Origin of the sequence: Leisingera aquimarina DSM 24565 (assembly GCF_000473165.1) — a bacterium.
GTDB lineage: Bacteria > Pseudomonadota > Alphaproteobacteria > Rhodobacterales > Rhodobacteraceae > Leisingera > Leisingera aquimarina.
Genome location: NZ_KI421506.1, coordinates 3,556 through 25,570, shown reverse-complemented (window position 1 = coordinate 25,570; position 22,015 = coordinate 3,556). Strand labels below are relative to the sequence as shown.

16 protein-coding genes are annotated in these 22,015 nt (G+C 62.3%); 9 read left to right on the top strand and 7 right to left on the bottom strand.

The window, feature by feature from the left end:
* Positions 1–88: 88 nt before the first annotated feature.
* Positions 89–1,348: a urate hydroxylase PuuD gene (locus tag AQUI_RS0126075; protein ID WP_027260126.1), complete on the top strand. Its 1,260-nt coding sequence runs from the start codon at positions 89–91 to the stop codon at positions 1,346–1,348.
* Between the two features lie 134 nt (positions 1,349–1,482).
* Here AQUI_RS0126075 and AQUI_RS0126070 read toward each other — a convergent pair whose 3' ends face one another.
* Positions 1,483–2,400 (bottom strand): LysR family transcriptional regulator, encoded by a 918-nt coding sequence (locus AQUI_RS0126070; protein WP_027260125.1) that lies wholly within the window; start codon positions 2,398–2,400, stop codon positions 1,483–1,485.
* 205 nt (positions 2,401–2,605) lie between these two features.
* Here AQUI_RS0126070 and xdhA point away from each other — a divergent pair, with 205 nt between their 5' ends.
* The 5 genes from xdhA (at position 2,606) to guaD (ending at position 10,292) form a co-directional block, all read left to right on the top strand.
* Positions 2,606–4,069: a xanthine dehydrogenase small subunit gene (gene xdhA, locus AQUI_RS0126065; RefSeq protein ID WP_027260124.1), complete on the top strand. Its 1,464-nt coding sequence runs from the start codon at positions 2,606–2,608 to the stop codon at positions 4,067–4,069.
* A 12-nt stretch (positions 4,070–4,081) separates the two neighbouring features.
* Positions 4,082–6,400, top strand: a complete 2,319-nt coding sequence (gene xdhB / locus AQUI_RS0126060) for a xanthine dehydrogenase molybdopterin binding subunit (RefSeq protein ID WP_027260123.1) — start codon at positions 4,082–4,084, stop codon at positions 6,398–6,400.
* Positions 6,401–6,403: 3 nt separating this feature from the next.
* Positions 6,404–7,297, top strand: a complete 894-nt coding sequence (gene xdhC, locus AQUI_RS0126055; RefSeq protein ID WP_027260122.1) for a xanthine dehydrogenase accessory protein XdhC — start codon at positions 6,404–6,406, stop codon at positions 7,295–7,297.
* A 31-nt stretch (positions 7,298–7,328) separates the two neighbouring features.
* The gene (locus tag AQUI_RS0126050; protein WP_027260121.1) at positions 7,329–8,924 is read left to right on the top strand and encodes a xanthine/uracil/vitamin C permease; all 1,596 of its coding nucleotides are present in this window, start codon (positions 7,329–7,331) and stop codon (positions 8,922–8,924) included.
* Between the two features lie 63 nt (positions 8,925–8,987).
* Positions 8,988–10,292: a guanine deaminase gene (gene guaD / locus AQUI_RS0126045; protein WP_027260120.1), complete on the top strand. Its 1,305-nt coding sequence runs from the start codon at positions 8,988–8,990 to the stop codon at positions 10,290–10,292.
* Between the two features lie 161 nt (positions 10,293–10,453).
* Here the strand turns inward: guaD and AQUI_RS0126040 are convergent, their stop codons facing one another.
* On the bottom strand, positions 10,454–11,788 hold the full coding sequence (locus AQUI_RS0126040; RefSeq protein ID WP_027260119.1) for a uroporphyrinogen decarboxylase family protein: 1,335 nt from the start codon (positions 11,786–11,788) through the stop codon (positions 10,454–10,456).
* A 123-nt stretch (positions 11,789–11,911) separates the two neighbouring features.
* On the opposite strand from AQUI_RS0126040, the gene pdxR reads away from it, so the two are divergent.
* Entirely contained in the window at positions 11,912–13,402 is a 1,491-nt protein-coding gene (pdxR, locus tag AQUI_RS0126035; RefSeq protein ID WP_027260118.1) for a MocR-like pyridoxine biosynthesis transcription factor PdxR, read from the top strand.
* On the opposite strand, the gene AQUI_RS0126030 is transcribed toward pdxR, so the two are convergent.
* A complete protein-coding gene (locus tag AQUI_RS0126030; protein ID WP_084294569.1) occupies positions 13,399–14,757 on the bottom strand; it encodes a sensor histidine kinase in 1,359 nt (452 codons plus the stop codon). The two genes, pdxR and AQUI_RS0126030, sit on opposite strands and share 4 nt — an antisense overlap.
* Positions 14,747–15,418: a winged helix-turn-helix domain-containing protein gene (locus tag AQUI_RS0126025; RefSeq protein WP_027260116.1), complete on the bottom strand. Its 672-nt coding sequence runs from the start codon at positions 15,416–15,418 to the stop codon at positions 14,747–14,749. The genes AQUI_RS0126030 and AQUI_RS0126025 overlap by 11 nt, the downstream gene beginning before the upstream one ends.
* Before the next feature lie 135 nt (positions 15,419–15,553).
* Between AQUI_RS0126025 and AQUI_RS0126020 the strand changes: the two genes are divergently transcribed.
* Positions 15,554–16,672 carry a trypsin-like peptidase domain-containing protein gene (locus tag AQUI_RS0126020; RefSeq protein ID WP_027260115.1) on the top strand — a complete coding sequence of 373 codons (1,119 nt, stop codon included), beginning with the start codon at positions 15,554–15,556 and terminating at the stop codon, positions 16,670–16,672.
* A 127-nt stretch (positions 16,673–16,799) separates the two neighbouring features.
* Here AQUI_RS0126020 and phnY read toward each other — a convergent pair whose 3' ends face one another.
* Genes phnY through AQUI_RS0126005 form a run of 3 tightly spaced genes read right to left on the bottom strand, consistent with a single transcriptional unit; the run spans position 16,800 to position 20,721 of the window.
* Positions 16,800–18,248 carry a phosphonoacetaldehyde dehydrogenase gene (gene phnY / locus AQUI_RS0126015; protein ID WP_027260114.1) on the bottom strand — a complete coding sequence of 483 codons (1,449 nt, stop codon included), beginning with the start codon at positions 18,246–18,248 and terminating at the stop codon, positions 16,800–16,802.
* A gap of 18 nt (positions 18,249–18,266) precedes the next feature.
* A complete protein-coding gene (gene phnA / locus AQUI_RS0126010) occupies positions 18,267–19,514 on the bottom strand; it encodes a phosphonoacetate hydrolase (protein ID WP_027260113.1) in 1,248 nt (415 codons plus the stop codon).
* Positions 19,515–19,533: 19 nt separating this feature from the next.
* Positions 19,534–20,721, bottom strand: coding sequence for a 2-aminoethylphosphonate--pyruvate transaminase (locus AQUI_RS0126005; RefSeq protein ID WP_027260112.1), 1,188 nt, complete (start codon positions 20,719–20,721; stop codon positions 19,534–19,536).
* Positions 20,722–20,838: 117 nt separating this feature from the next.
* On the opposite strand from AQUI_RS0126005, the gene AQUI_RS29035 reads away from it, so the two are divergent.
* Positions 20,839–21,771: a LysR substrate-binding domain-containing protein gene (locus tag AQUI_RS29035; RefSeq protein ID WP_051372072.1), complete on the top strand. Its 933-nt coding sequence runs from the start codon at positions 20,839–20,841 to the stop codon at positions 21,769–21,771.
* Positions 21,772–22,015: the final 244 nt, after the last annotated feature.

The window sequence follows — 22,015 nt, the reverse complement described above, 5'->3', positions numbered from 1 at the left end:
TTATTTTGAAACAGCTTGGGTTTTTTACCTAATACATGAAAATAGCGGCATGCTCTAGTCTCGGGTCAAAGCTTATGAGGAGAGAACAATGGAAGAGCTTGTGATCATGTGGGACTGGCTGGGCTTTGCGGTCCGCTGGCTTCACGTCATCACCGCCATTGCCTGGATCGGATCGTCCTTCTACTTCGTCGCGCTCGACCTTGGCTTGCGGAAGGTTCCGCATCTGCCGGTCGGCGCGCATGGCGAGGAATGGCAGGTCCATGGCGGCGGTTTTTACCACATCCAGAAATATCTGGTGGCGCCGGAAAATATGCCTGAGCATCTGATCTGGTTCAAATGGGAAAGCTACGCGACCTGGCTGTCAGGCGCGGGCCTGTTGATGATCGTCTACTGGGCGGGCGGGGAGCTATACCTGATCGATTCCAGCAAGGCCGACCTGGCCCTGTGGCAAGGCATCCTGATTTCCGGCGCGTCGCTGACCATCGGATGGATCATCTATGACTTCCTGTGCAAATCGCCGCTGGGGGAGAAGCCGACCTTCCTGATGGTGCTGCTGTTTGTGCTGCTGGTCGCCATGGGCTGGGGTTACAACCAGATCTTCACCGGCCGCGCGGTGATGCTGCACCTGGGCGCCTTCACGGCTACCATCATGACTGCAAACGTTTTTTTCATCATCATGCCGAACCAGCGCATCGTGGTGAAGGACCTGCAGGAAGGCCGGACGCCGGATGCCAAATACGGCAAGATCGCCAAGCTGCGCTCGACCCACAATAACTACCTGACGCTGCCGGTTGTGTTCCTGATGCTGTCCAACCACTACCCGCTGGCCTTTGCCACTGAGTACAACTGGCTGATCGCGGCGCTGGTGTTCCTGATGGGCGTGACCATCCGCCACTACTTCAACAGCAACCACGCGGGCACCAGCAACCCGACCTGGACCTGGCCTGTGACCGCCATCCTGTTCATCGGCATCATGATCCTGAGCCAGGCGCCGCTGCAGCAGGACACCTATGAAGAATCCGAGGCACGGGAGCTGACCAAATCCGAGCAAGTGTTTGCCAGCAACCAGCATTTCGAGGACGTGATGAATGTGGTGCCGGGCCGCTGCGCCATGTGCCACGCGCGGGAGCCCTACTATGACGGCATCCGCCGCGCGCCCAAGAACGTGCTGCTGGAGACCCCGGCCGATGTGGCGAAATACGCCAAGGAGATCTATCTCCAGGCTGGTGCCACCCACGCGATGCCGCCCGCCAACGTGACCTACATGGAGGACGAGGAGCGCGCCCTGATCCGCCGCTGGTACGGCAGCGCCTCCAAGGAGCAGCCCTTCGCACTGGCCGCGAACTGAGCTAGACCCATGTTCAATTCGAATGGCCCCGCCACCCCGGCGGGGCCATTTTTCGTCCGGCACTGGGCGTGCACCCCCTGTGCACCCCTGTAAACCGGCCCGCTGCCAAAACGCGCTGAGCCCGGCTGGCAGAGCTATTTCCCGGCGTCACTTCGCCGGAAGGCCGCCAGACCGTGTTTGACCGCGTAATCGACGAACAGCCGGATTTTGGGATCCTGCAGTTTCCGGTGCGGGTAGAGGCAGCCGAAAATGGTCGGCTCCGGCGGCGTGTCGGGCAGCACCTCCACCAGCGCGCCGCTGCGCATCTGCGCAGCCACGTCAAACCGCGGTTTGTTGACGATGCCACGCCCGTCCAACGCCCAATTGGTCAGCACATCGCTGTCATCGGCGTCGTATTTGCCCGAAACCTCCAGCTTGCGCGGACCCTCGGGGGTTTCCAGCGTCCAGTAATATTCCGGCGAGCGCGGGTAGCGCAGCAGCAGGCAATTGTGGCCGGTCAAAAGGTCCTCCGGCAGCTGCGGGGTGCCGTGACGCTCCAGATAGGCGGGCGCAGCACACAGCACACGGGCGCAATCGGCGATCTTGCGCATTTTCAGGGTCGAGTCATGCGGGGTGCCGATGAAGAACGCCACATCCAACCCGTCGGCCAGAATGTCGACTTTGCGGTCCGACATCCGCATGCGGATTTCGGTGGCCGGGTAATCCTCGACAAAACCAGGAACGAGCGGCGCGACGATACGGCGGCCCACACCCAGCGGCGCGGTTACCCGGATCACTCCGCGCGGCGCCTCGGAGAATTGCGCCACCACCGCCTCGGCGTCCTCAATCGATTCGAGAACTTTCCTGGCCTCGGCATAAAATAGCTGTCCGACCTCGGTCGGGGTCAGCGATCTCGTGGTACGGTTGAACAGCCGCACGCCAAGGTGCTTTTCAAGCTCCTTGATCCGTTTGCTGGCAACCGCCGGAGTCAACCGCAGGTCACGCCCGCCGGAGGTGATGCTGCCCAGTTCGACGACTCGGGTAAAGACCCGCAGGGATTCCAGATAAGACATGGTTCACAGACCTTTAGGGGCGTGATTACCGCTTGCCATTCATGCGGCCAGGCAGAAAACACACCGGTTCCGGCATCTATTAGCCTAACCATTTTCAACAGGGTGTTGAAAGCCTTTCGCGATTGCACCCGTTCATGGCGGCAGTCAGACAGTGTAAAACTGACATAAGCGGGCCAGCACGGCCCAACCACATTCCGGAGGCCAGATGACACATCAAACCGACATCCGCTTTCTGCTGAACGGCAAGAACATTGTGCTGGAGGAGGTAAAGGCCACCACGACCCTGCTGGATTTCTTGCGCCTGGAACAGCGTCTGACCGGTACCAAGGAGGGCTGCGCCGAGGGCGATTGCGGCGCCTGCACCGTGCTGGTGGGCCGGCTGCAGAATGGCGCCCTGCGCTATGAGGCTGTGAATGCCTGCATCCGTTTCCTGGCCTCGCTGAACGGCTGCCATGTGGTGACGGTTGAGCATCTGTCCGGTCCAGGCGGGCGGCTGCATCCGGTGCAGCAGGCGATGGTCGAATACCACGGCAGCCAGTGCGGCTTCTGCACACCCGGCTTTGTGATGTCGCTGTATGCGCTGTGGATGGAGAACCCGCAGCCGAGTGAGGCGGAAGTGGAAACCGCCGTGCAGGGCAACCTTTGCCGCTGCACCGGTTATGAGCCGATTGTCCGCGCCGCCAGGGCAGTGAACCAGTACGGCACCCCGGCGAATGATTACCTGAACACCGAGCGCGAGGCACTGACCGGCAAGCTGAAGGCAATCCAGCCCAACGCCCGCGTGGTGACCGGCCCGGAGGACGACCGCGCCATCCTGCCGCTGGATGCGGCGGACCTGGCTGAGGTGCTGGCTGGGAACCCCAAAGCGACCATTGTGGCGGGTTCGACCGATGTGGGCCTGTGGGTCACCAAATTCATGAAGCCGATCTCACCGGTGGTGTTTGTGTCCCACCTTGAGGAGCTGAAGGCGATCGAGCTGACCGGCGACGAGCTGACCATCGGCGCCAGTGTGACCTATACCGAGAGCGAGGCGGCGATCCGCCAAGCCTTCCCGCATCTGGGTGCATACTGGGACCGCATTGCCGGCTGGCAGGTGCGCAACATGGGCACCATCGGCGGCAACATCGCCAATGGCTCGCCCATCGGGGACACCCCTCCGGTGCTGATCTCGCTAGGCGCCGAAGTGACGCTGCAAAAACAGGGCGGCAGCCGCACCCTGCCGCTGGAGGAGTTCTTTATCGACTATGGCAAGCAGGACCGCGAGCCGGGCGATTTCGTCGCCTCGATCCGCATCCCAAGGCCCATGGCCGGGCAGATCGACGCCGCATACAAGATTTCCAAGCGCCGGGACGAGGATATCTCGTCGGTTGCGGCAGGGGTCAGTGTCACTGTGAAAGATGGCGTGATCGCCGCTGCGCGCATCGCATTCGGCGGCATGGCGGCCACACCCAAGCGCGCTGCAAGTGCCGAGGCCGCGCTGGTGGGCCAGCCCTGGGGCGAGGCCGCGTTTGACGCGGCGGCGGAAGCGGTGAGGCAGGACTTCACCCCGCTCAGCGACTGGCGGGCGTCGGCGGAGTACCGGTCGCTCTCGGCCAGCAACCTGCTGCGCCGCTTCTATCTGGAACATGATGCTGCCACCGCCGGGGCTGTCCGGCTGGCCGTCGCCTGAGGAGGATTTGAGATGAAAGACCATCAGACCATCAGCGGCGCCGTGCATCATGACCGCCAGCACGACAGTGCCGTCAAGCATGTCACCGGCCGCGCCGAATACACCGACGATATCGCCGAACCCTATGGCACGCTGCACGCCTATCTGGGTGTGTCCACCGTAGCGCATGCCAATATCAAGGGCATCGACCTGTCGGCCGTCCGCAACGCCCCCGGCGTGGTGGATGTGCTGACCGCCGAGGACGTGCCCGGCGTCAACGACATCAGCCCCACCGGCAAGCATGATGAGCCGGTGTTCCCGACCGAGAAAGTCGAATTCCACGGCCAGCCGATGTTTGCGGTAATCGCCGAGACCCGCGACGCCGCCCGCCGGGCCGCGGAGCTGGCGCAGGTGGATTACGAGGTGCTGCCGCATGCGCTGGACCCGGTCCAGGCGCAAGAAGCGGGCTATCCGATGATCACCGACCCGCTGAAGCTGGAGCGCGGCGATGTGGAGGTAGGCCGCAAGGGCGCGGCGCACCGCATTCAGGCGCAGATGACGGTTGGCGGTCAGGATCACATGTATCTGGAAGGCCACATCGCCTTTGCCGTCCCCGGCGAAGATGAAGATGTGACCGTGCATTGCTCCACCCAGCACCCCAGCGAAGCGCAGCATATGGTGGCGCATGTTCTGGGCGTGGCGAACAACGCGGTGACCGTCAACGTGCGCCGGATGGGCGGCGGGTTCGGCGGCAAGGAAAGCCAGATGAACCTGTTCTGCGCGGTGGCTGCGATTGCCGCCAAGAAACACAACCGCGCCGTCAAGATCCGCCCCGACCGCGATCAGGACATGACCGCCACCGGCAAGCGCCATGATTTCGTGATCGACTATGACGTAGCCTTTGACGATACGGGCCGTATTCAGGCGGTTGAGGGCGGCTTTGCCGCGCGCTGCGGCTATTCCTCGGACCTGTCCGGGCCAGTCACCGACCGGGCGCTGTTCCATGCAGATAACGCCTATTTCTACCCGAACGTGCTGCTGAAAAGCCGGCCCATGAAGACCAACACCGTGTCTAACACCGCGTTCCGCGGCTTTGGCGGCCCGCAGGGTGTGATTGCCGCAGAGCGGATGATCGAAGAGATCGCCTATGCCCTGGGCAAGGACCCGCTGGATGTCCGTAAGGTCAACTTCTATGGCGAGGAAGGCCGCGACCTGACGCCTTACCATCAGAAGGTGGAGGACAATATCCTCGACCGGCTGATCGGGGAGCTGGAAGAAAACGCCGAGTACCGCAAGCGCCGGAAAGAGATCATCGCCTTCAACAATGAGTCGAAGATCATCAAAAAGGGCATTGCCCTGACCCCTGTGAAATTCGGTATCTCCTTCACCGCAACCTGGTACAATCAGGCGGGCTCGCTGATCCATGTCTACAACGACGGCTCGATCCACCTGAACCACGGCGGTACCGAGATGGGGCAGGGCCTGAACACCAAAGTGGCGCAGGTTGTGGCCGATGCCTTCCAGGTGGATTTTGAGCGCATCAAGATCACCAAGACCACCACCGAGAAGGTGCCGAACACCTCCGCCACCGCGGCCTCTTCGGGCTCGGACCTCAACGGTATGGCAGCACTTGATGCGGCGGAGCAGATCATTGCCCGGCTGACCAAGTTTGCGGCGGAGAAGTATGAAGTGTCCGAAGCGGAAGTCGAATTCCTGCCCAACCGCGTGCGAGTTGGCAGCGAAGAGATCCCCTTCGACGCGCTGGTGAAAGCGGCCTATATGGCCCGGGTTCACCTGTCGGCGGCGGGTTTCTACAAAACCCCGGAAATCCACTGGGACCGCGCGGCGGGCAAGGGGCAACCGTTCTTCTACTACGCCTATGGCGCGTCCTGCTCGGAAGTGTCCGTCGACACGCTGACCGGCGAATACCGGGTGGAGCGCACCGATATCCTGCACGACGTGGGCCGCTCGCTGAACCCGGTCCTGGACAAGGGCCAGGTGGAGGGCGCGTTCATTCAAGGCATGGGCTGGCTGACCACCGAGGAACTGTGGTGGGACGGCGAGGGCCGGTTGCGCACCCATGCGCCCTCGACCTACAAGATCCCGCTTGCCTCTGACCGGCCGCGCATCTTCAACACCCAGCTGGCCCAATGGTCGGTGAACAAGAAACGCACCATCAAACGGTCCAAGGCCGTGGGCGAGCCGCCCTTCATGCTGGGCATCTCGGTGTTCGAGGCGCTGTCGATGGCCGTTGCCAGCACCGCGGACTACAAGGTCTGCCCGCGCCTGGATGCCCCGGCCACGCCGGAGCGCGTGCTGATGTCCATCGAAACCCTCAAAGGGCAGGGCTGAACCATGGCCCGCCGCCCCTCTCTCCAGACCTTTCTGGCCAGCCACAAACATGTGGTGCAGGTCGCGCTGACCCGCGTGCGGGGATCCTCGCCGCGCGAGGCCGGCGCCTGCATGTTTGTGGCGACGGAATCCTCATGGGGAACCATTGGCGGCGGCCAGCTGGAATACATTGCCATCGACCACGCCCGGCGGATGCTGAAGAGCCATGTCATCAGCGACACGCTGGACGTGCCGCTGGGGCCAGAGATCGGCCAGTGCTGCGGCGGACGGGTGGAGATGTCGCTGGCGCAGATGCGTCAGGCCGACCGTGAGGATGCGATTGCCAAAGAACAGACGGAGGAACAGGCGCTGCCGCATATCTATGTCCTGGGTGCAGGCCATGTCGGCCGGGCTCTGGCGGATCTGTTCCAGCACCTGCCGGTGCGCTGCATCCTGATTGACCAGCGCGCCGAAGAATTAGCCTTATGCCATGCGGATGTGGAAATCCGCCAAAGTGCCATTCCCGAGATCGACATTGCCATCGCCCCGGCGGGCAGCGCGTTTATCGTTCTCACCCATGATCATGCGCTCGACTTCCTGCTTGCCTCCGCTGCCCTGCAGCGCGGCGATGCAGGATACGTGGGCCTGATCGGATCGGCCACCAAGCGGGAGAAATTCCGCCGCTGGTGCCGGGACCATTGCGACGGTCAGCGAACCGACCGTCTCATCTGCCCCATCGGGGCAGGCGGCAGCCGCGACAAGCGGCCCAGTGTCATCGCGGCCTTCGTGGCTGCGGAAGTGATCGCTGATTTGACCTCTGAAACTGCCGCGTCCGCTCCAGCACGGAGCATTGACCTGCCTGATACGGGCAAGCAACCGGACGCAGAGGGAGAAACGGCTGGGGTATTCAGCCGTTAAGGACTGCGTCCTCTGATAGGAGGAGGCCGCCATGACCACAGGGCGGAGCTATACGTACAAACTGTTCGCGCGGAATGACTTCAGTGCATTCTGGGCGCTATTCACGGACAACCTGATCAACCTGATCGTGCTATCCGGCATCTGTCAGTTTGTCTTCAACATGCCGGCGGACATCGTGTTCGGCCGCATCGTGCCCGGCGCCGCAGTGGCGATCCTGGCAGGTGTCGCGGTTTACACCTGGCTGGCCAAACATACCGCCGAGAAAGAAGGGCGCGACGTGACCGCGCTGCCTTATGGCATCTCGACCCCGGTGATGTTTGTTTACCTGTTCGGGGTGATCGGGCCGATCTACTGGTCGACCAATGACGCGATGCTGGCCTGGCAGGTGGGCATTGGCGCGGGCTTCATGGGCGGTATCGTCGCTGGCCTTGGTGCCATCGTCGGCCCCTGGCTGAAGCGGGTGACACCGCGTGCCGGTATGCTGGGCACGCTGTGCGGCATTGCGCTGGTGTTCATCGGCACCGTGCCGCTGGCGACGATATTCGAGGATCCGTTCATCGGTTTTGCCTCGATGATCATCATCCTGTGGGGCCTGGTGGGCCGTCACCGGTTGCCGTTCAACATCCCCGCCGGTCTGCTGGCGCTGATTGTGGGCACCGTTGTGGCGCTTGGCATGGGCAAGGCTTCGGTCTCGTTCGAGGGTGTGGGCGTTTACCTGCCGGTCCCCTATTTCGGTGACCTGATTGCCGGTATCCAGCATCTGTTTGCCAACCCGGAGCTGTTCCTGGTGCTGGTGCCGGTGCAGATCTACAACTTCATCGAGACCATGAACAACGTCGAAAGCGCCGAAGCCGCGGGTGACCATTACCCGGTCGGCCTGTGCCAGGTGACCGACGGCGTCGGCACCATGATCGGCGCCGTGTTCGGCTCGCCGTTCCCGACCACCGCCTATATCGGCCATCCGGCCTATAAACGCATGGGCGCGCGCTCGGGCTATATCATCGGCGTTGGCCTGGTGATCCCCTTTGCCGCCTTCTTTGGCCTTCTCGCGTTCCTCAACAACCTGATCCCCGTGGCGGCTGCCGCGCCGGTTCTGGTGTTTGTGGCGCTCAGCCTGGTGACCAACACTGCGCATTCGGTGAAGACCGACCATATCGCCGCTGTCACCATCGCGATGATGCCGCATGTCTCTGCCTTCCTGGTGGTGAAATGGGGCGCATTGGCCGGAGCTTTGGGCGCATTGGGTGCGACCGGCATGGCGCAGCTGGGCGATGCGGAGCTGACCGCAGCGCTGCTGCAGCAGGGCGCGCATTACGAAGGTCATCTGGCCCTCAGCCAGGGTGCGATCCTGACCGGCCTGATCTGGGGCGCCATCGTGGCCAGCGTGATCGACGGCGACTTCCGCAACGCGGGCGGTTTTGCCCTGGCGGCGGCGGCAATGTCGCTGGTCGGCGTGATCCATTCTGCCAGCCTGCATTGGCCGGAGTTCACCGGTGTCGCAATGGGTTACCTGATCGCGGCCGGTTTCCTGTTCATCTACCCGATCTTCCACAAGGCGGATGAGCATGAGGAAACCGAAGACGATCCTGCCAAGCCCCATGTGCCGCATCTGCCGGCAGGCGAATAATCCCAAATGACAAGAGGCAGGGGGCCTCGCGCGCCCTGCCTGCGAACCAAGGACATCAAAGACATGACATCGAAACAGACGCTGCTGCGCGGACGGGTGCTTTCCTTCACCGCCGAGCCGCAAGGCCCCGAGGACACCAGCGCCTATGAGTTCATCGAGGACGGTGCGCTGCTGGTGGCGGACGGCAAGATCCTGGCCAAGGGCAGCTATGGCGGTCTCGCCGAGCTGGCCGCCGGGGCCGAGGTGATCGACCACCGTCCGAACATCCTGATGGCCGGCTTCATCGACACCCATCTGCATTTCCCGCAGGTGCAGGTGATCGCCTCCTGGGGTTCGCAGCTCTTGGAGTGGCTGAACAACTACACTTTCCCCGAGGAAACCCGTTTTGCCGATGCTGGCCACAGCACTAAGATGGCGGGCCACTTCTTCGACCTGCTGACTTCGCATGGCACCACCACCGCGGTGGCCTATTGCTCGGTCCACAAAACCTCGGCCGAGGCCTATTTCGACGAGGCTGCGCGCCGCAACATGCGGATGATCGGCGGTAAGGTCCTGATGGACCGCAACGCGCCGGCGGGCCTGTTGGACACGCCTGTCAGCGGCTATGACGATACCAAGGCGCTGATCGAAAAATACCACGGCAAGGGCCGCGGCATGTATGCGGTCACCCCGCGCTTTGCCATCACCTCGACCCCGGAACAGATGGAAATGGCCGGTGCACTGGTGCTGGAGCATCCGGACTGCTACGTCCAAACCCACCTGTCTGAAAACCACGACGAAATCGCCTTTACCGCCGAGCTCTATCCGCAGGCGCGCGACTATCTGGATGTCTATCAGTCCTACGGGCTGCTGACCGAAAAAATGCTGCTCGGCCATTCGATCCACCTGAAGCCGCGCGAGATTGATGCGCTGGCAGAGACCCAGGCCAAGCCGGTGTTCTGCCCGACCTCCAACCTGTTCCTGGGCAGCGGGCTGTTTGACGACGCTGGCCTGCGCGGCCGCGGCATCACCAATGCCATTGCCACCGACATCGGCGCCGGCACCAGCTATTCGATGCTGCAGACCCTGAACGAGGGCTACAAGGTCCTGCAATTGCAGAACCAAAAGCTGCACCCGTTGCGCGCCTTCCACTGGATCACCCGCGGCAACGCCGTGGCGCTAGGGCTGGAGGACAAGATCGGCACGTTGGAGGCCGGGACCGAAGCCGATATCGTGGTGCTGGACTCCCGCGCCACTCCGGCGATGGATCTGCGGATGCAGCGGGCCGAGACCCTGTCGGAGGAATTGTTCATCCTGCAGACTTTGGGGGATGACCGCTCCATCGCCCAGACCTATGCGGCCGGCCAGCCGATGAAACCGGCGGCATAAAAACGCAACGGAAAAGATCCGCCGCAACGCTGGCGCCTCTGAGCTCCGATGGAGGCCGTTGCCGTTCTCCGGCGGCGGAAAACGGCCAGGAAAAATCGATTTTTCCTGGCCGGAATTCTCGCAGAACTCCGGCTGAGGAGCCCCGGCAGGGCGTGATCCTCTCAAACCTTGCGCTGAATCGGGCCGACGCAATAAACCTCTTCCAGGATGATCTCGACCAGGTCGAACTGCGTGTGCAGGTTGACGTCCTCGAAATAGATGTGGCTTGGCCAGGCCTGGCTGACGTGGTTGTCCTCGGGCAGGTCCACATGGGCGCAGACATTGCGGATTGCCGCCACGTGCGAGCGCGCCATCTCGCGGGTTTCGGCCTTGGTGGCGTCCAGATCCTCGATGCTGTTGCGGTCGATCTCGGGAGAACCGATGCCCGAGGTCAGCGGCATGTTGCGCTCGATCGCCTGCTGTTCGTAGAACGAGATATCCACCAGATCCGCGGCCAGCCGCATGATGAAGACAGGGTTCGCGCTGACCTTGGCGTCGGTCAGTGCCAGCAGCGCCGGGTTTTCCGACGGCGCCAGTTCGGGGGCTGCTGCGGCGTCGGCTGATGTGCCGCCGCGGCGGCGCGATCTGCGGTCTTTCTTCTTGGCCAGGGTCACGTGGTCGCCGCGATAGTTGTTGTCAAACACCCGGTTCGCATAAGGCTTGTCGCGCAGCATGTGGCGGATCGAACGGATCGACATGTTCTTGCAGTTTTCCGGCCCGATGAAGAAGGGCGAGCCGGAGGCGTCTGACAGCTCGACCCAGCCGTTCGGGAAAGTGGCGATATGGTGGTCCATCCAGGGACCCAAAACCGTGTCGCCCAGGTGATCCAGCAGCGCATTCACCTCATCCGGATCATTCACCACGTCGCCCAGCAGCGGTTCCTGCCCATAGATGTCGGCAGCCAGACTGTAAGGCGCAGTGATCTGCAGCAGCGGCGGCAGGCCGGTCAGCTCTTCATGCACCCGCAGGATATTGGTGATTGTCAACGGCACGCCGGTGGTAAAGTCCGGGGTCTGGAGGCCGCGCCAGTTTTCCTTGTTGATCAGGATGTTATCGGGATCGGCGCCCGGCGGGTATTTGTCCGGGTACATCATGGTCTGGCCCAGCGGCTCGCAGGACCAGGCATAAAGCGCCCAGGTGATATAGAATTTGTTCACCCCCAGCAGGCGGCTGACCGCAAGGTTGGCGCGGACATAACGGTAGGGGTCTTCGTGGTAATATTCGCGGGTTTCGATGCCGTAGAGGTCGTTCAGCACCGCCAGCGCCAGCATATGGACCGAGGCCACGCTGTTGACGCGGTTGGGGTCGGCTTTCTGCCCGAAGTTGGCATCGAAACCGCCGGCGATGGCGGTGTCAAAAACCCGTTTCATTTCCGCCTTGGCCTCCGCGCCGCCTGCCTGCCAGGCCCGCAGCAGGTCCAGTCCCTTGGGGAATGCGTAATCTTCGATTCTGGTCATGGATCGGCCTCAAACCTTGTGAACCCGGGGCGCGCAGACCGTACCTGCCGGGAAGGAGGCTATCCAGAATTGGGCACATCAACTATACCCGTTATAGATCCAACTATAGGCCCATTTTGACCAATGCCAAAATCCCCGGGCGGCGCCTTGCTGCAAGGTTTCACAATCGAACGCGACTCCTCGGTGCCGATCTACCGGCAGCTGGATGCTTCCTTGCGGCGGCTGATCCTGGACGGCTCGCTGGCGCCGGGGCAAAAGCTGCCCTCGACCCGCGAGCTGGCGCAGGAGCTGGGGATTTCGCGGATCACGGTGAAGAACGTCTATGAACAGATCATCGCCGAGGGCTATGCCCAGGCCCAGACCGGGGCCGGCACCTTTGTGGCCGACGGGCTGGACACCGAAGCGTTTCCGCAGATCCACACGCCGCGGCGCAAGGACAAACCGTCGGTGATCGAAATTTCCGGGCGGGCGCGGACCATTGCGGCGTCCAAATCGGTGGCGCGTTATGGTGAGACAGCGCCATTCCGGCCCGGCGTGCCGGCGCTGGATCAGTTTCCGGTCAAGCTGTGGAACAAATACATGGCCGAGGCGATGGCGCGGGATGCACGCCGCAGTCTGAGCTACGGGCAGGTGAACGGCAATGCGGCCCTGCGCAAAGCGATTGCCCGGCATCTGGCCGATGCCCGCGGCATGAAGGTGGATTCGGAGCGGGTGATCATCACGTCGGGCGCCCAGCAGGCTTTTGTTCTGATTGCCTTTGTGCTTCTGAATCAGGGGGATACGGTCTGGTACGAGAACCCCGGCCATATCGCCGGGCGCGACGTGATGCAGATCATGGGCGCCAATGTGGCCGCGGTGCCGGTGGATGGCGAGGGGCTGGACCTGGATCATGCGATCCGCCGCCACCAAAGGGCTGCACTGATCTTTACCACACCCTCGCACCAGCAGCCCCTGGGCACCACTATGAGCCTGGGGCGGCGGCTGGCGCTGCTGAGTTACGCGCAGGAAAACAACACCTGGATCATCGAGGATGATTACGACAGCGAGTTCCGCTACCGCGGGCGGCCGCTGCCCGCGCTCAGCGCCTTGGACAGCGCGCAACGGGTGTTCTATGTGGGCACGTTCTCCAAGTCGATGTTTGCGGCGATGCGGCTGGGCTATGTGGTGGTGCCGCCGGAGTTCGCTGGAACCTTTGCCACCGCGCGCAATCTCCTGGGACAGAACTCCTCCGCCGTTGCGGAGGAGGCGATGGCGCGGTTCATGGAGGACGGGCGCTTTACCGAACATATCCGCAAGATGCGACGGTTGTACCGGACCCGGCGGGATGTGCTGTTTGAGAGCTTGGCACGCGAGTGCAGCGAATTCCTGGAACTGCAGCGCACAGATGCCGGGATGCATATGGTGGCTTGGCTGAAGGGCGGCATGGATGACCAGACCGCGCATGAGGCACTGCTGGAGGCGGGCATCGACTCGCTGCCGATCTCGGTTTACTGCATCGAGCCGATTGGCCGCACAGCGCTTGTGCTTGGCTTTTCCGGCGTGGATGAACGGATCATTCCGCGGCTGGTCAAGCGGCTGGCGGAGGCGCTGAAGGGACTCAGGTCAGCGCGCTAGCCGCTGAAGGCCACCTCAACTTGCAAGCCGGGATTTGCATCGGACAGGGTCAGCCTGGCGCCATGCAGCTCGGCAATTGCCGCCACCAGACTAAGGCCGAGGCCGCTGCCCGGAGTGGTGCGACTTTGCTCCAGCCGGTAGAGGCGGCGCAGCACGTTATGATGTTCAGCCTCGGCGATGCCGGGGCCGTGGTCGCGCAGAGACAGGATTGTCTCCCTGTTGTGCTGCAGCGACAAACTGATGCCGGTGCCCTCCGGCGTGTGACGCAGGGCGTTTTCGATCAGATTGGCCAGCATCTGGCCGATCAGCGCCCGGTCGCCGCTGACCAGGACCGGCGCCTGCGGCAGGCTGAGCGTGAACGTGCGGTTCTGCTCTTCGGCGGCCGGCTCATAGATCTCGGCAAAGGTGGCTGCGATTTCGCAGAGGTCCACCGGTTTGAACCGCGATTTCGGCGTGCCGCCCTCCAGCTGGGCGATCTGCAGCAACGCCTGGAAGATGCTGGTGATGCCGCGGGTTTCCGCCAGCGCCTGATCTGCCAGCGTTTGCGCTTCTGGCGGCAGGTCCGGCATTTCCTGCAAGCGGGCAAGCTGCACCGCCACCCGCTGGATCGGCGTTTTCAGGTCATGGGCAATATCTGCCGAGACCTGCCGCAGCGCCTCGGTCGATTGCTGCTGTGCCTGGGCCATGCGATTCACGCTTTGGCCGATGCGGGTGATGTCGCGGGGCCGCGCTGTCTCCGGCACCCGCGCAGCAAGTTCGCCGGAGGTCAGCGCAGACAGGGTGCGCTCAATCCCTGCCAGCGACCGGGCCGAGCGCCGCGCCAGCAGCACGCCCCCCAGGACCGCAATCGCAATGGCCGGCAGCAAGCTGAACAGAAGCACCCGCAGATAGGTCTGCCGCAAGTCGTCCAGGGGCTTGGCAGTTTGCGCGACGGTCAGCAGCCCGCCGTGGATGTATTCGCTAAGCGAAATGAAGTGGCCGGTGATCTCTACCGGGTCTGGACCCAGCGCCACCACCCTGAACCCTTCCTGTTGCTGCATGATCGCCGCATTGCCCGCCACCACCCGCCCGCCCGGGCGGCGGTAGCTGAGCAGACGCCGTTGCGGATCGGTCTCGGCGGTTTCAGCATTGACCAAAGCGGCCAGCGCCGCCGCGGAAGGCGTAGCCCGGAACCCCGCCATGTCCTGGGTCAGGCTTTCCTCGATCGCCTGCCGCTGGGCGCCATGGGCAACATAATAGGTAATGCCAAGGCTGAGCGAGCTGGCCGCCACGAACAGCAGCGACAGCCACAGCGACTGCCGCATCGGCGAGGAGCGCAGCAGGGCCCGCGCGCGGGTGCTCAGGTTATTCGGCAATCCGGTACCCCGCGCCGCGCACGGTTTCGATCAGCTCAGTCTCAAAGGGCCTGTCGACCTTGGCGCGCAGGCGTGAGATATGGGTCTCCACTACATTGGTCTGCGGGTCGAAACTGATGTCCCAGACCGCCTCCAGCAGCATAGTGCGGGTTTGCACGCGGCCCTTGCGGCGCAACAGATGCTCCAACAGGCGGAATTCGCGCGGCAGCAGGTCGATCTCCTGCCCTTCGCGGGTCACCTTGCGGCGGACCAGATCCATCTCCAGATCACCTGCCCGCAGCACCGTCTCCTGTGCCTGCAGTCCCGGACGGCGGGCCAGCGCAGCCACGCGGGCGGCCAGTTCGCCAAAGGCAAAGGGCTTCACCAGGTAATCATCCGCCCCGGCCTCCAGCCCGTCGATCCGGTCGTTTACACCGCTGAGCGCCGTCAGCATGATGGCAGGTGTGCGCACGCCCGCGCCGCGCAGGGTCTTGATCAGGCTCAGCCCGTCGAGGCTGGGCAGCATCCGGTCGATGATCAGCACGTCATAGTCAGCCGCGTTGGCCTGCAGCAGCCCCTCGCGGCCATCAGTGACAAGATCAACGCTATGCCCCTCCTCGCGCAATCCTGTGGCCACATAAGGCCCCGTGGTCGTGTCGTCTTCCATCACCAGGATCTTCACCGCATCCCCCGTTCTGCTGCCCGCCGGGTCGTACACCGGATGGCACCTCAGCGCACATTACAGATCTGTATAGAATGCGTCAGGACATTGAAATCCGGCACTGCCATCTGCCTTGCACCACTTCAACGCAAGGAAATGAAAATGCTCAGAACCAACGCTCCCAAACGGTCTGTCTTTGCCCTGACCGCTGCGGCCTCGGCCGCTGCGATGTTTGCCCTGGCCCCCGCCCCCGCACTGGCGGTGCCTGTCGGCGGCTATGCGGATCTTGTCGAAACCATCTCGCCTGCGGTTGTGTTTGTCGAGGTCACTGGCAAAGCGCGGCCCGCTGCCGACCGCCAGGGGATGCCGCATGACAAGTTCATGGAAGAATTCCTGCGCCGGTTCGGCGGCAGGATGCCCCGGATGAACGACGACCGCCCGGTAAGGGGCGCGGGCTCCGGCTTTGTGATTTCGGAGGACGGACTGATTGTCACCAACCACCACGTGATCGACAATGCACAGACCGTATCCGTTACCCTGGCCGACGGCAGCGTGCATGAGGCCACAGTGATCGGTGCCGACCCGCTGACTGATATTGCGCTTTTGAAGGTTGAGGCCGCCACGCCGCTCACTGCGGTCGAATTCGGCTCTTCGGATGAGCTGCGTGTGGGGGATGAGGTGCTTGCGATGGGAAGCCCCTTTGGCCTGGCGGGCACGGTGACTTCGGGCATCGTCTCGGCCACCTCCCGCAATATCAACGCCGGGCCGTTTGATGACTTCATCCAGACGGATGCGGCGATCAACCGGGGCAATTCCGGCGGCCCGCTGTTCAACGCCGAAGGTGAGGTCGTCGGCGTCAACACCATGATCTATTCGCCCGGCGGCGGTTCGGTCGGGATCGGCTTTGCCGTGCCTTCGGATATGGTGCAGAAGATTGTCGCCGATCTGGAGGATGACGGCGAGATCACCCGCGGCTGGCTGGGCGTGCAGATCAAACCCCTGTCCGAGGACGCCGCCAATGTCCTGGGCCGCGAAGCAGGCAAGGGCGTGGTGATCGAAAGCGTGGCGGCTGACAGCCCTGCGGCCGAGGCCGGCCTCAAACCTGGCGACGTGGTGCTGCGGTTTGGCGATAGCGACATCACCGAATTGCGCGACCTGACAGCTGCGGTGGCGGCGAATGCACCGGGTGTCGCAGCACAGATCGAAGTGCTGCGCAGAGGCGAGGAAGTCACCCTGGATGTCACCTTGGGCGACCGCGCCAGCCAGGACGCCTGATTACCTTTTAACCACCACTCCCTGCCCGGTGACGGGCAGGGGATGGGACGGCCAAGGCTGTTTCCCCTCCGGCAGGCAGGGAGTGTCTCTGCCGGGCCTTGGCCGGACCTCTATCACTCAGGGGTTGCTATTCCGGCCAGGGCAGGGAGTAGGTCTTAACGTTTGTGAAAAACTTCATGGCTTCTATGACGCCTTCTTTGACGCCGTTGCCAGAGTCCTTGATGCCGCCGAAGGGGGACATTTCGATGCGAAAGCCGGGCTGTTCCCAGATGTTGCAGGTGCCGACGTCCAGACCGTTGATATAGGCGATTGCCCGGTTCAGATCATTGGTGCAGACACCCGATGAGAGGCCGAAATCGGTGGTATTGGAAATCTTTATCACCTCGGCGTCATTGTCCGGCACCCGCACAATCGGCACGATGGGGCCAAAGGTCTCCTCCATCACCAGTTCGCTGCCATGCGGAACCTTGTCCATCACGATCGGCGGCAGCAGCGCGCCCTGGCGGCCCGGATTATACAGGATCTCGGCGCCGTCCTTTTCGGCCTGTAGCACACGGTTTTCGAACAGTTCTGCCGCCTTATCGTGGATGACGCAGCCCAGTTCGGTCTCCGGATCCTGCGGGTCGCCGAATTTGATCGCTCGAGCTTTCTCCAGCACCAGCGGCACAAATCTGTCGGCGACGCTTTCCTGCACCAGGATACGTTTGATCGCGGTGCAGCGCTGGCCGGAGTTGCCGGTGGCGCCGGCCACCGCGATGGTGGCGGCCTTTTCCAGATCGGTATCGGACAGGTCATTGCAAACGATCAGCGGATCGTTACCGCCCAGCTCCAGCGCCTGGCGCTTGTAGACGCCTTTTTCGGCGATCATCTTGCCCACTGGCACGCCGCCGGTGAAGGTGATGATGTCGATGTTTTCATTGGTGATCATCTCGTCGCCGATGTCCTGCGGCCAGCCGGTGACCACCTGGAACATCTCCGGCGGCAAGCCCGCGTCGTACAGGATGTCAGCCAGCGCAAGGCAGGTCAGCGGTGTCAGCTCGGTCGGTTTGCAGACCATGCAGTTGTTGGTGGCAATCGACGGTGCGATCTTGTGGCTCACCATGTTCAGGGGGTGGTTGAACGGGGTGATCGCCGAAATCGCCTTGACCGGCTCGCGTTTGGTGAAGATCTTGCGCGCCTTGCCGTTATGGGTGAGGTCGCAGGAAAAGATCTCGCCATCATCCTTCAGCGCCTCAGCCTCGGCGAACTGGTAAACATCCTGGGCGCGCTTGGTTTCATAGATGGCGTGCTGGTGGCAGATGCCCAGTTCCAGCGTCAGCCATTTGGCCAGATCTTCCCGGCGCTCGCCGATCAGCTCACCAGCGCGCTGCAGGATCCGGCTGCGCTCGTAGCGGGTCAGCTTGGGCGTGTAGTTCGCCGCGATTTCAAATGCCATACGGGCATGTTCGGCTTTGCCAGCAGGAACATATCCCACCACTTCGTTGGTGTAGGGGTAATGCACCGGGACGGTTTCGTCGGTAAACACGATCTCGCCGCCGATGCGCATGCCTTCGTTGCGGATGTCGATGTTAGTCATGGTCTGGTCTTTCATGGCTCACAGCGCCGCTGCGGTGGTGGCGTAAAAGAAAGCGTCAAAGTTGCGCAGGTCTTCGGGCTGATCCGGCAGGTCGATGACACGGTTGACGATAAACGGAACTTCCTGTTCAGTCAGCCCGCCGTGGCTGCGCAGCGGTTCTTTCAGCGCTGCCAGGTCGTGGCGGTGGGCAGAGGTGCCGATAGTGACGTTCTCACCCGAGATCATAACAATGTCGCCGATACGGTCGCCGGGCAGTTCAAACCGCTTAATAGCCTCTTCCTTGTCCACCACTAGGATCAGTTCCTCGCGGGCGTCCAGTCTGGCCATGATGCCTGCCTTGTCGGCGTCCTCGGGCAGGTAAGCGGTGGCAAAGGCGCCAAGCGCACCGTGGTGCACCACATAGGGGTCGGTGATCGGCAGGATCACCCGCGCGGCGTCTTTGCCCATCCAGTCGTCCAGCAGGTCCTGCGCGTAGATCACATTGGGGGAGCCGTCAGCGTGGTGCTTGGGTTTCATGCCATGGTCGGCGGTCACAACAATTGCCGCACCCATTTCATCGAGCTGCGCCAGGTATTTGTCGAACATCGCATAGAAATCCAGCGCGCCCTGCTGTTCCGGTGCGAACTTGTGCTGGATGTAATCGGTCGTCGAAAGATACATCACGTCCGGCCTGAACTCCTGCAGCAGCTTCACACCGGCGGCAAACACAAATTCGGACAGTTCTGCCGAATAAATCTCTGGCACTTCCATGCCCAGCCACTGGCTGGCGTTGTCGATACCGTGCTCTGCCTTGGTCGTCCCACCCGACCTTTCGGAGGAGAAGGCGACCGCGCGGTCCTCATCGAACTTCAAGCCGGCCCCCAACAGCGCGCGCAGCTTGTCCTTGGCAGTGACCATGGCAACGCGATAGCCGGCCTCGTAGAACTGCGAAAAGATGGTCGGCGCGCGCAGGAAACGCACGTCGTTCATCATCACCTCTTCGCCGCTGTCCGGGTCGATCAGGTAGTTGCCGCAGATACCGTGCACGCTGGGTGGGCGGCCGGTGGCGATCGACAGGTTGTTGGGGTTGGTGAAAGAGGGGATCACCGAATGCGCCAGCCGGTCGGTGCCGATCTCGCGGATCCGCTTCAGCGTTGGCATCAGACCCTTGGCGATGGCAACTTCCAAGTATTCAGGCTCGCAGCCATCGAGGCAGATGGCAATCGCGCAGGTCTTCGGCGCAGGGTAGCTGCGCTCGTTCGCGATGACGGGGGTTCCAATGGTCATATTTTGGGGTCCTTTGTCTTCAAGCAGCCAGTTTGGCGCGTTCTTCCAGCGCCGCGGCGGGCGGGGCCGCGCTGACGACGCCCATTTCGGCAAGAGTTTCCTTGGAGGCGGTCACAACCCGCCGCATCACATGTTCATCCATCTGTCCGATGCAGCCGATGCGGAAACTGTCCACAGCGGTCAGCTTGCCAGGGTAGATGATAAAACCCTTCGCCTTCATCAGCTCGTAAAAGCGGCTGAACACGAAATTCTCATCCGCAGGGCAAAAGAATGTGACGATGATGGGCGACAGCCAGCGGCTAGCCAGCAGCGTCTCAAAGCCCAATTCCCGCATCCCCGCAACCAGTACATCGCGGTTGCGCGCATATCGGGCGCCGCGGCCAGCAACACCGCCTTCAGCTTCATGCGCCTTAAGCGCTTCCAGAAAGGAGGCAACCGCATGGGTCGGCGGGGTAAAGCGCCACTGGCCGGTCTTTTCCATATTGGCCCATTGCGCGTGGATGTCCAACGACAGCGAATGGCAGTTGCCCTTGGCGGCTTCAATCTCAGACGTGCGGGTGATGACAAAGCCGAAGCCCGGCACGCCCTCAATGCACTTGTTGGCCGACGACACCATTGCCTCATAACGAATGTCCGAGGGCTGCAGATCAATCGCACCAAAGGCCGACATGGAATCAATCAGAAGCTTACGGCCCGCGGCATACACCGCCTTGGATATCTCGGCGATTGGGTTGAGGATGCCCGAGGACGTCTCGCAATGGATTGCCACCACATGGGTAATCGCAGGGTCATCTGCCAAAATCTGCGCCACCTCGTCCCCGCGCGGCGGCAGGTAGTCGCCCTTGTCCAGCACCACGTGATCGCGGTCCAGGTATGTCAGCGTTTGCGCCGATCGCTGCCCATAGGCGCCATTGGCCAGCACCAGCGCCTTGCCATCACGGGGAATGAAGGACCCCAGCATCGCCTCCACCGCAAAGCTGCCGGAACCCTGCATCGGCACACAGTCGAAATCCTCCGCACCTTCGCCGAGCAACGCCAGCAACCGGCTGCGGATATCGCGGGTCATTCCGCGGAAATCATCGTCCCAGCTGCCCCAATCCCGCAGCATCGCCTGTTTCACTGCGTAAGAGGTGGTCAATGGCCCCGGCGTCAGCAAGTAGGGTTCGCCCAGCCTGGGCGGTTCAATCGGATCCGTGGAAGCACTCATCCGCACTCTCCCAAGAGGAATTTGAACACATCATTGCCGTCCGCCAATCCATATGTAAAATTGCAAAAAACAATCTTCTTATAGGTTGCTCCTATAGGTGGCAGCGAGAGGGAACAGATGCGCCACAGCCAGCTTCGCGCCTTTCACCATGTCGCGCTTCTGGGCGGCTTTTCCCGCGCCGCCAGGGCGCTGCATCTGACCCAGCCGGCGGTCTCCGAACAGGTCCGAAAGCTGGAGCAGGATCATGACATTTTGCTGTTTCGCAGGGAGGGGAAGCAGATCGCACTGACCCCTGAAGGGGAAGAGCTGCTGCGGCTGACCAAAGGCTATTTCGAGACTGAAGCGCAGATCGGCGAGTACCTTTCCGATTCCGGTGCAGCGGTGGAGGGTGAGCTGCGGATCATTGCCGACTCGGCCCTGCATATCACCGCTCTCCTCGGGCCGTTCCGCAAGAAACACCCGAATATCACCATTCTTCTAAGGGCAGGGAACACCGAAGACGTTCTGGAAGAGCTGCGCAGTTACAATGCCGAGATAGGTGTCATCGGCAGCTTGCCCCCGGGCCGGGACATGACCGGGCTGGACCTGGGCGCCACCGGCATCACCGCTTTTGCCGCCCGCGGGTTTTTACCTTCAGGCCGGCCGAGCCTGAGCCTTGCAGACCTGCAGGGCCTGCCGCTGGTGTTTCGCGAAGCGGGCTCAAAAACCCGCCAAAAGATTGAATCTGAGGCGCGAGGCAGGGGCGTTACTCTGAAACCCGCGATTATTGCCGAAGGCCGCGAAGCGGTACGGGAACTGGTTGCCTCGGGCGCCGGCATCGGGTTTGTCTCCGAGGCGGAGTTCGGACATGACAGCCGGCTGGTGAAGATCAGGCTGGAGGATGCCGGCCTAACGATGAGCGAGAGCATTGTCTCGCTCTCTCAGCGCCAGGATGTGCGGGTGATCCGCGCCTTCATGGAGTTTGCCGCAACCACATTGGCACGGCAGGAAATGCCCGAAGCCAGCCCGCCAGCTGGAGGATGCCGCCAGAAACACTGCCGCTCAGACTGAGCTTCACGGTCTTTGCTGCGGCCTCAACAGCCAGTCAATAAGCAGGCTGCGGGTCTGCTTACTGACTATATTCAACATAATCCGCATTACGCACCGGATCTATATAACCGGGGCACATTCTAGATTGGGTTGCGACAGTTCCCCTATCTTGCTGGCAAGCAAGGAGAATGGAAGATGGCCCACATAGAGCTGGATTTGCGTGAACGGCGCGCAATTGAGGATATGCTGAACGCAAAGACGCCCG

Coding starts and splice junctions, on each gene's coding strand:
- AQUI_RS0126070 (WP_027260125.1), bottom strand. CDS start 2,400: ATGTCTTATCTGGAATCCCTGCGGGTCTTTACCCGAGTCGTCGAACTG.
- phnY (WP_027260114.1), bottom strand. CDS start 18,248: ATGACTAACATCGACATCCGCAACGAAGGCATGCGCATCGGCGGCGAG.
- xdhB (WP_027260123.1), top strand. CDS start 4,082: ATGAAAGACCATCAGACCATCAGCGGCGCCGTGCATCATGACCGCCAG.
- AQUI_RS0126020 (WP_027260115.1), top strand. CDS start 15,554: ATGAAAATGCTCAGAACCAACGCTCCCAAACGGTCTGTCTTTGCCCTG.
- phnA (WP_027260113.1), bottom strand. CDS start 19,514: ATGACCATTGGAACCCCCGTCATCGCGAACGAGCGCAGCTACCCTGCG.
- AQUI_RS0126050 (WP_027260121.1), top strand. CDS start 7,329: ATGACCACAGGGCGGAGCTATACGTACAAACTGTTCGCGCGGAATGAC.
- xdhC (WP_027260122.1), top strand. CDS start 6,404: ATGGCCCGCCGCCCCTCTCTCCAGACCTTTCTGGCCAGCCACAAACAT.
- xdhA (WP_027260124.1), top strand. CDS start 2,606: ATGACACATCAAACCGACATCCGCTTTCTGCTGAACGGCAAGAACATT.
- guaD (WP_027260120.1), top strand. CDS start 8,988: ATGACATCGAAACAGACGCTGCTGCGCGGACGGGTGCTTTCCTTCACC.
- AQUI_RS0126040 (WP_027260119.1), bottom strand. CDS start 11,788: ATGACCAGAATCGAAGATTACGCATTCCCCAAGGGACTGGACCTGCTG.
- AQUI_RS0126075 (WP_027260126.1), top strand. CDS start 89: ATGGAAGAGCTTGTGATCATGTGGGACTGGCTGGGCTTTGCGGTCCGC.
- AQUI_RS29035 (WP_051372072.1), top strand. CDS start 20,839: ATGCGCCACAGCCAGCTTCGCGCCTTTCACCATGTCGCGCTTCTGGGC.
- AQUI_RS0126005 (WP_027260112.1), bottom strand. CDS start 20,721: ATGAGTGCTTCCACGGATCCGATTGAACCGCCCAGGCTGGGCGAACCC.
- pdxR (WP_027260118.1), top strand. CDS start 11,912: ATGCCAAAATCCCCGGGCGGCGCCTTGCTGCAAGGTTTCACAATCGAA.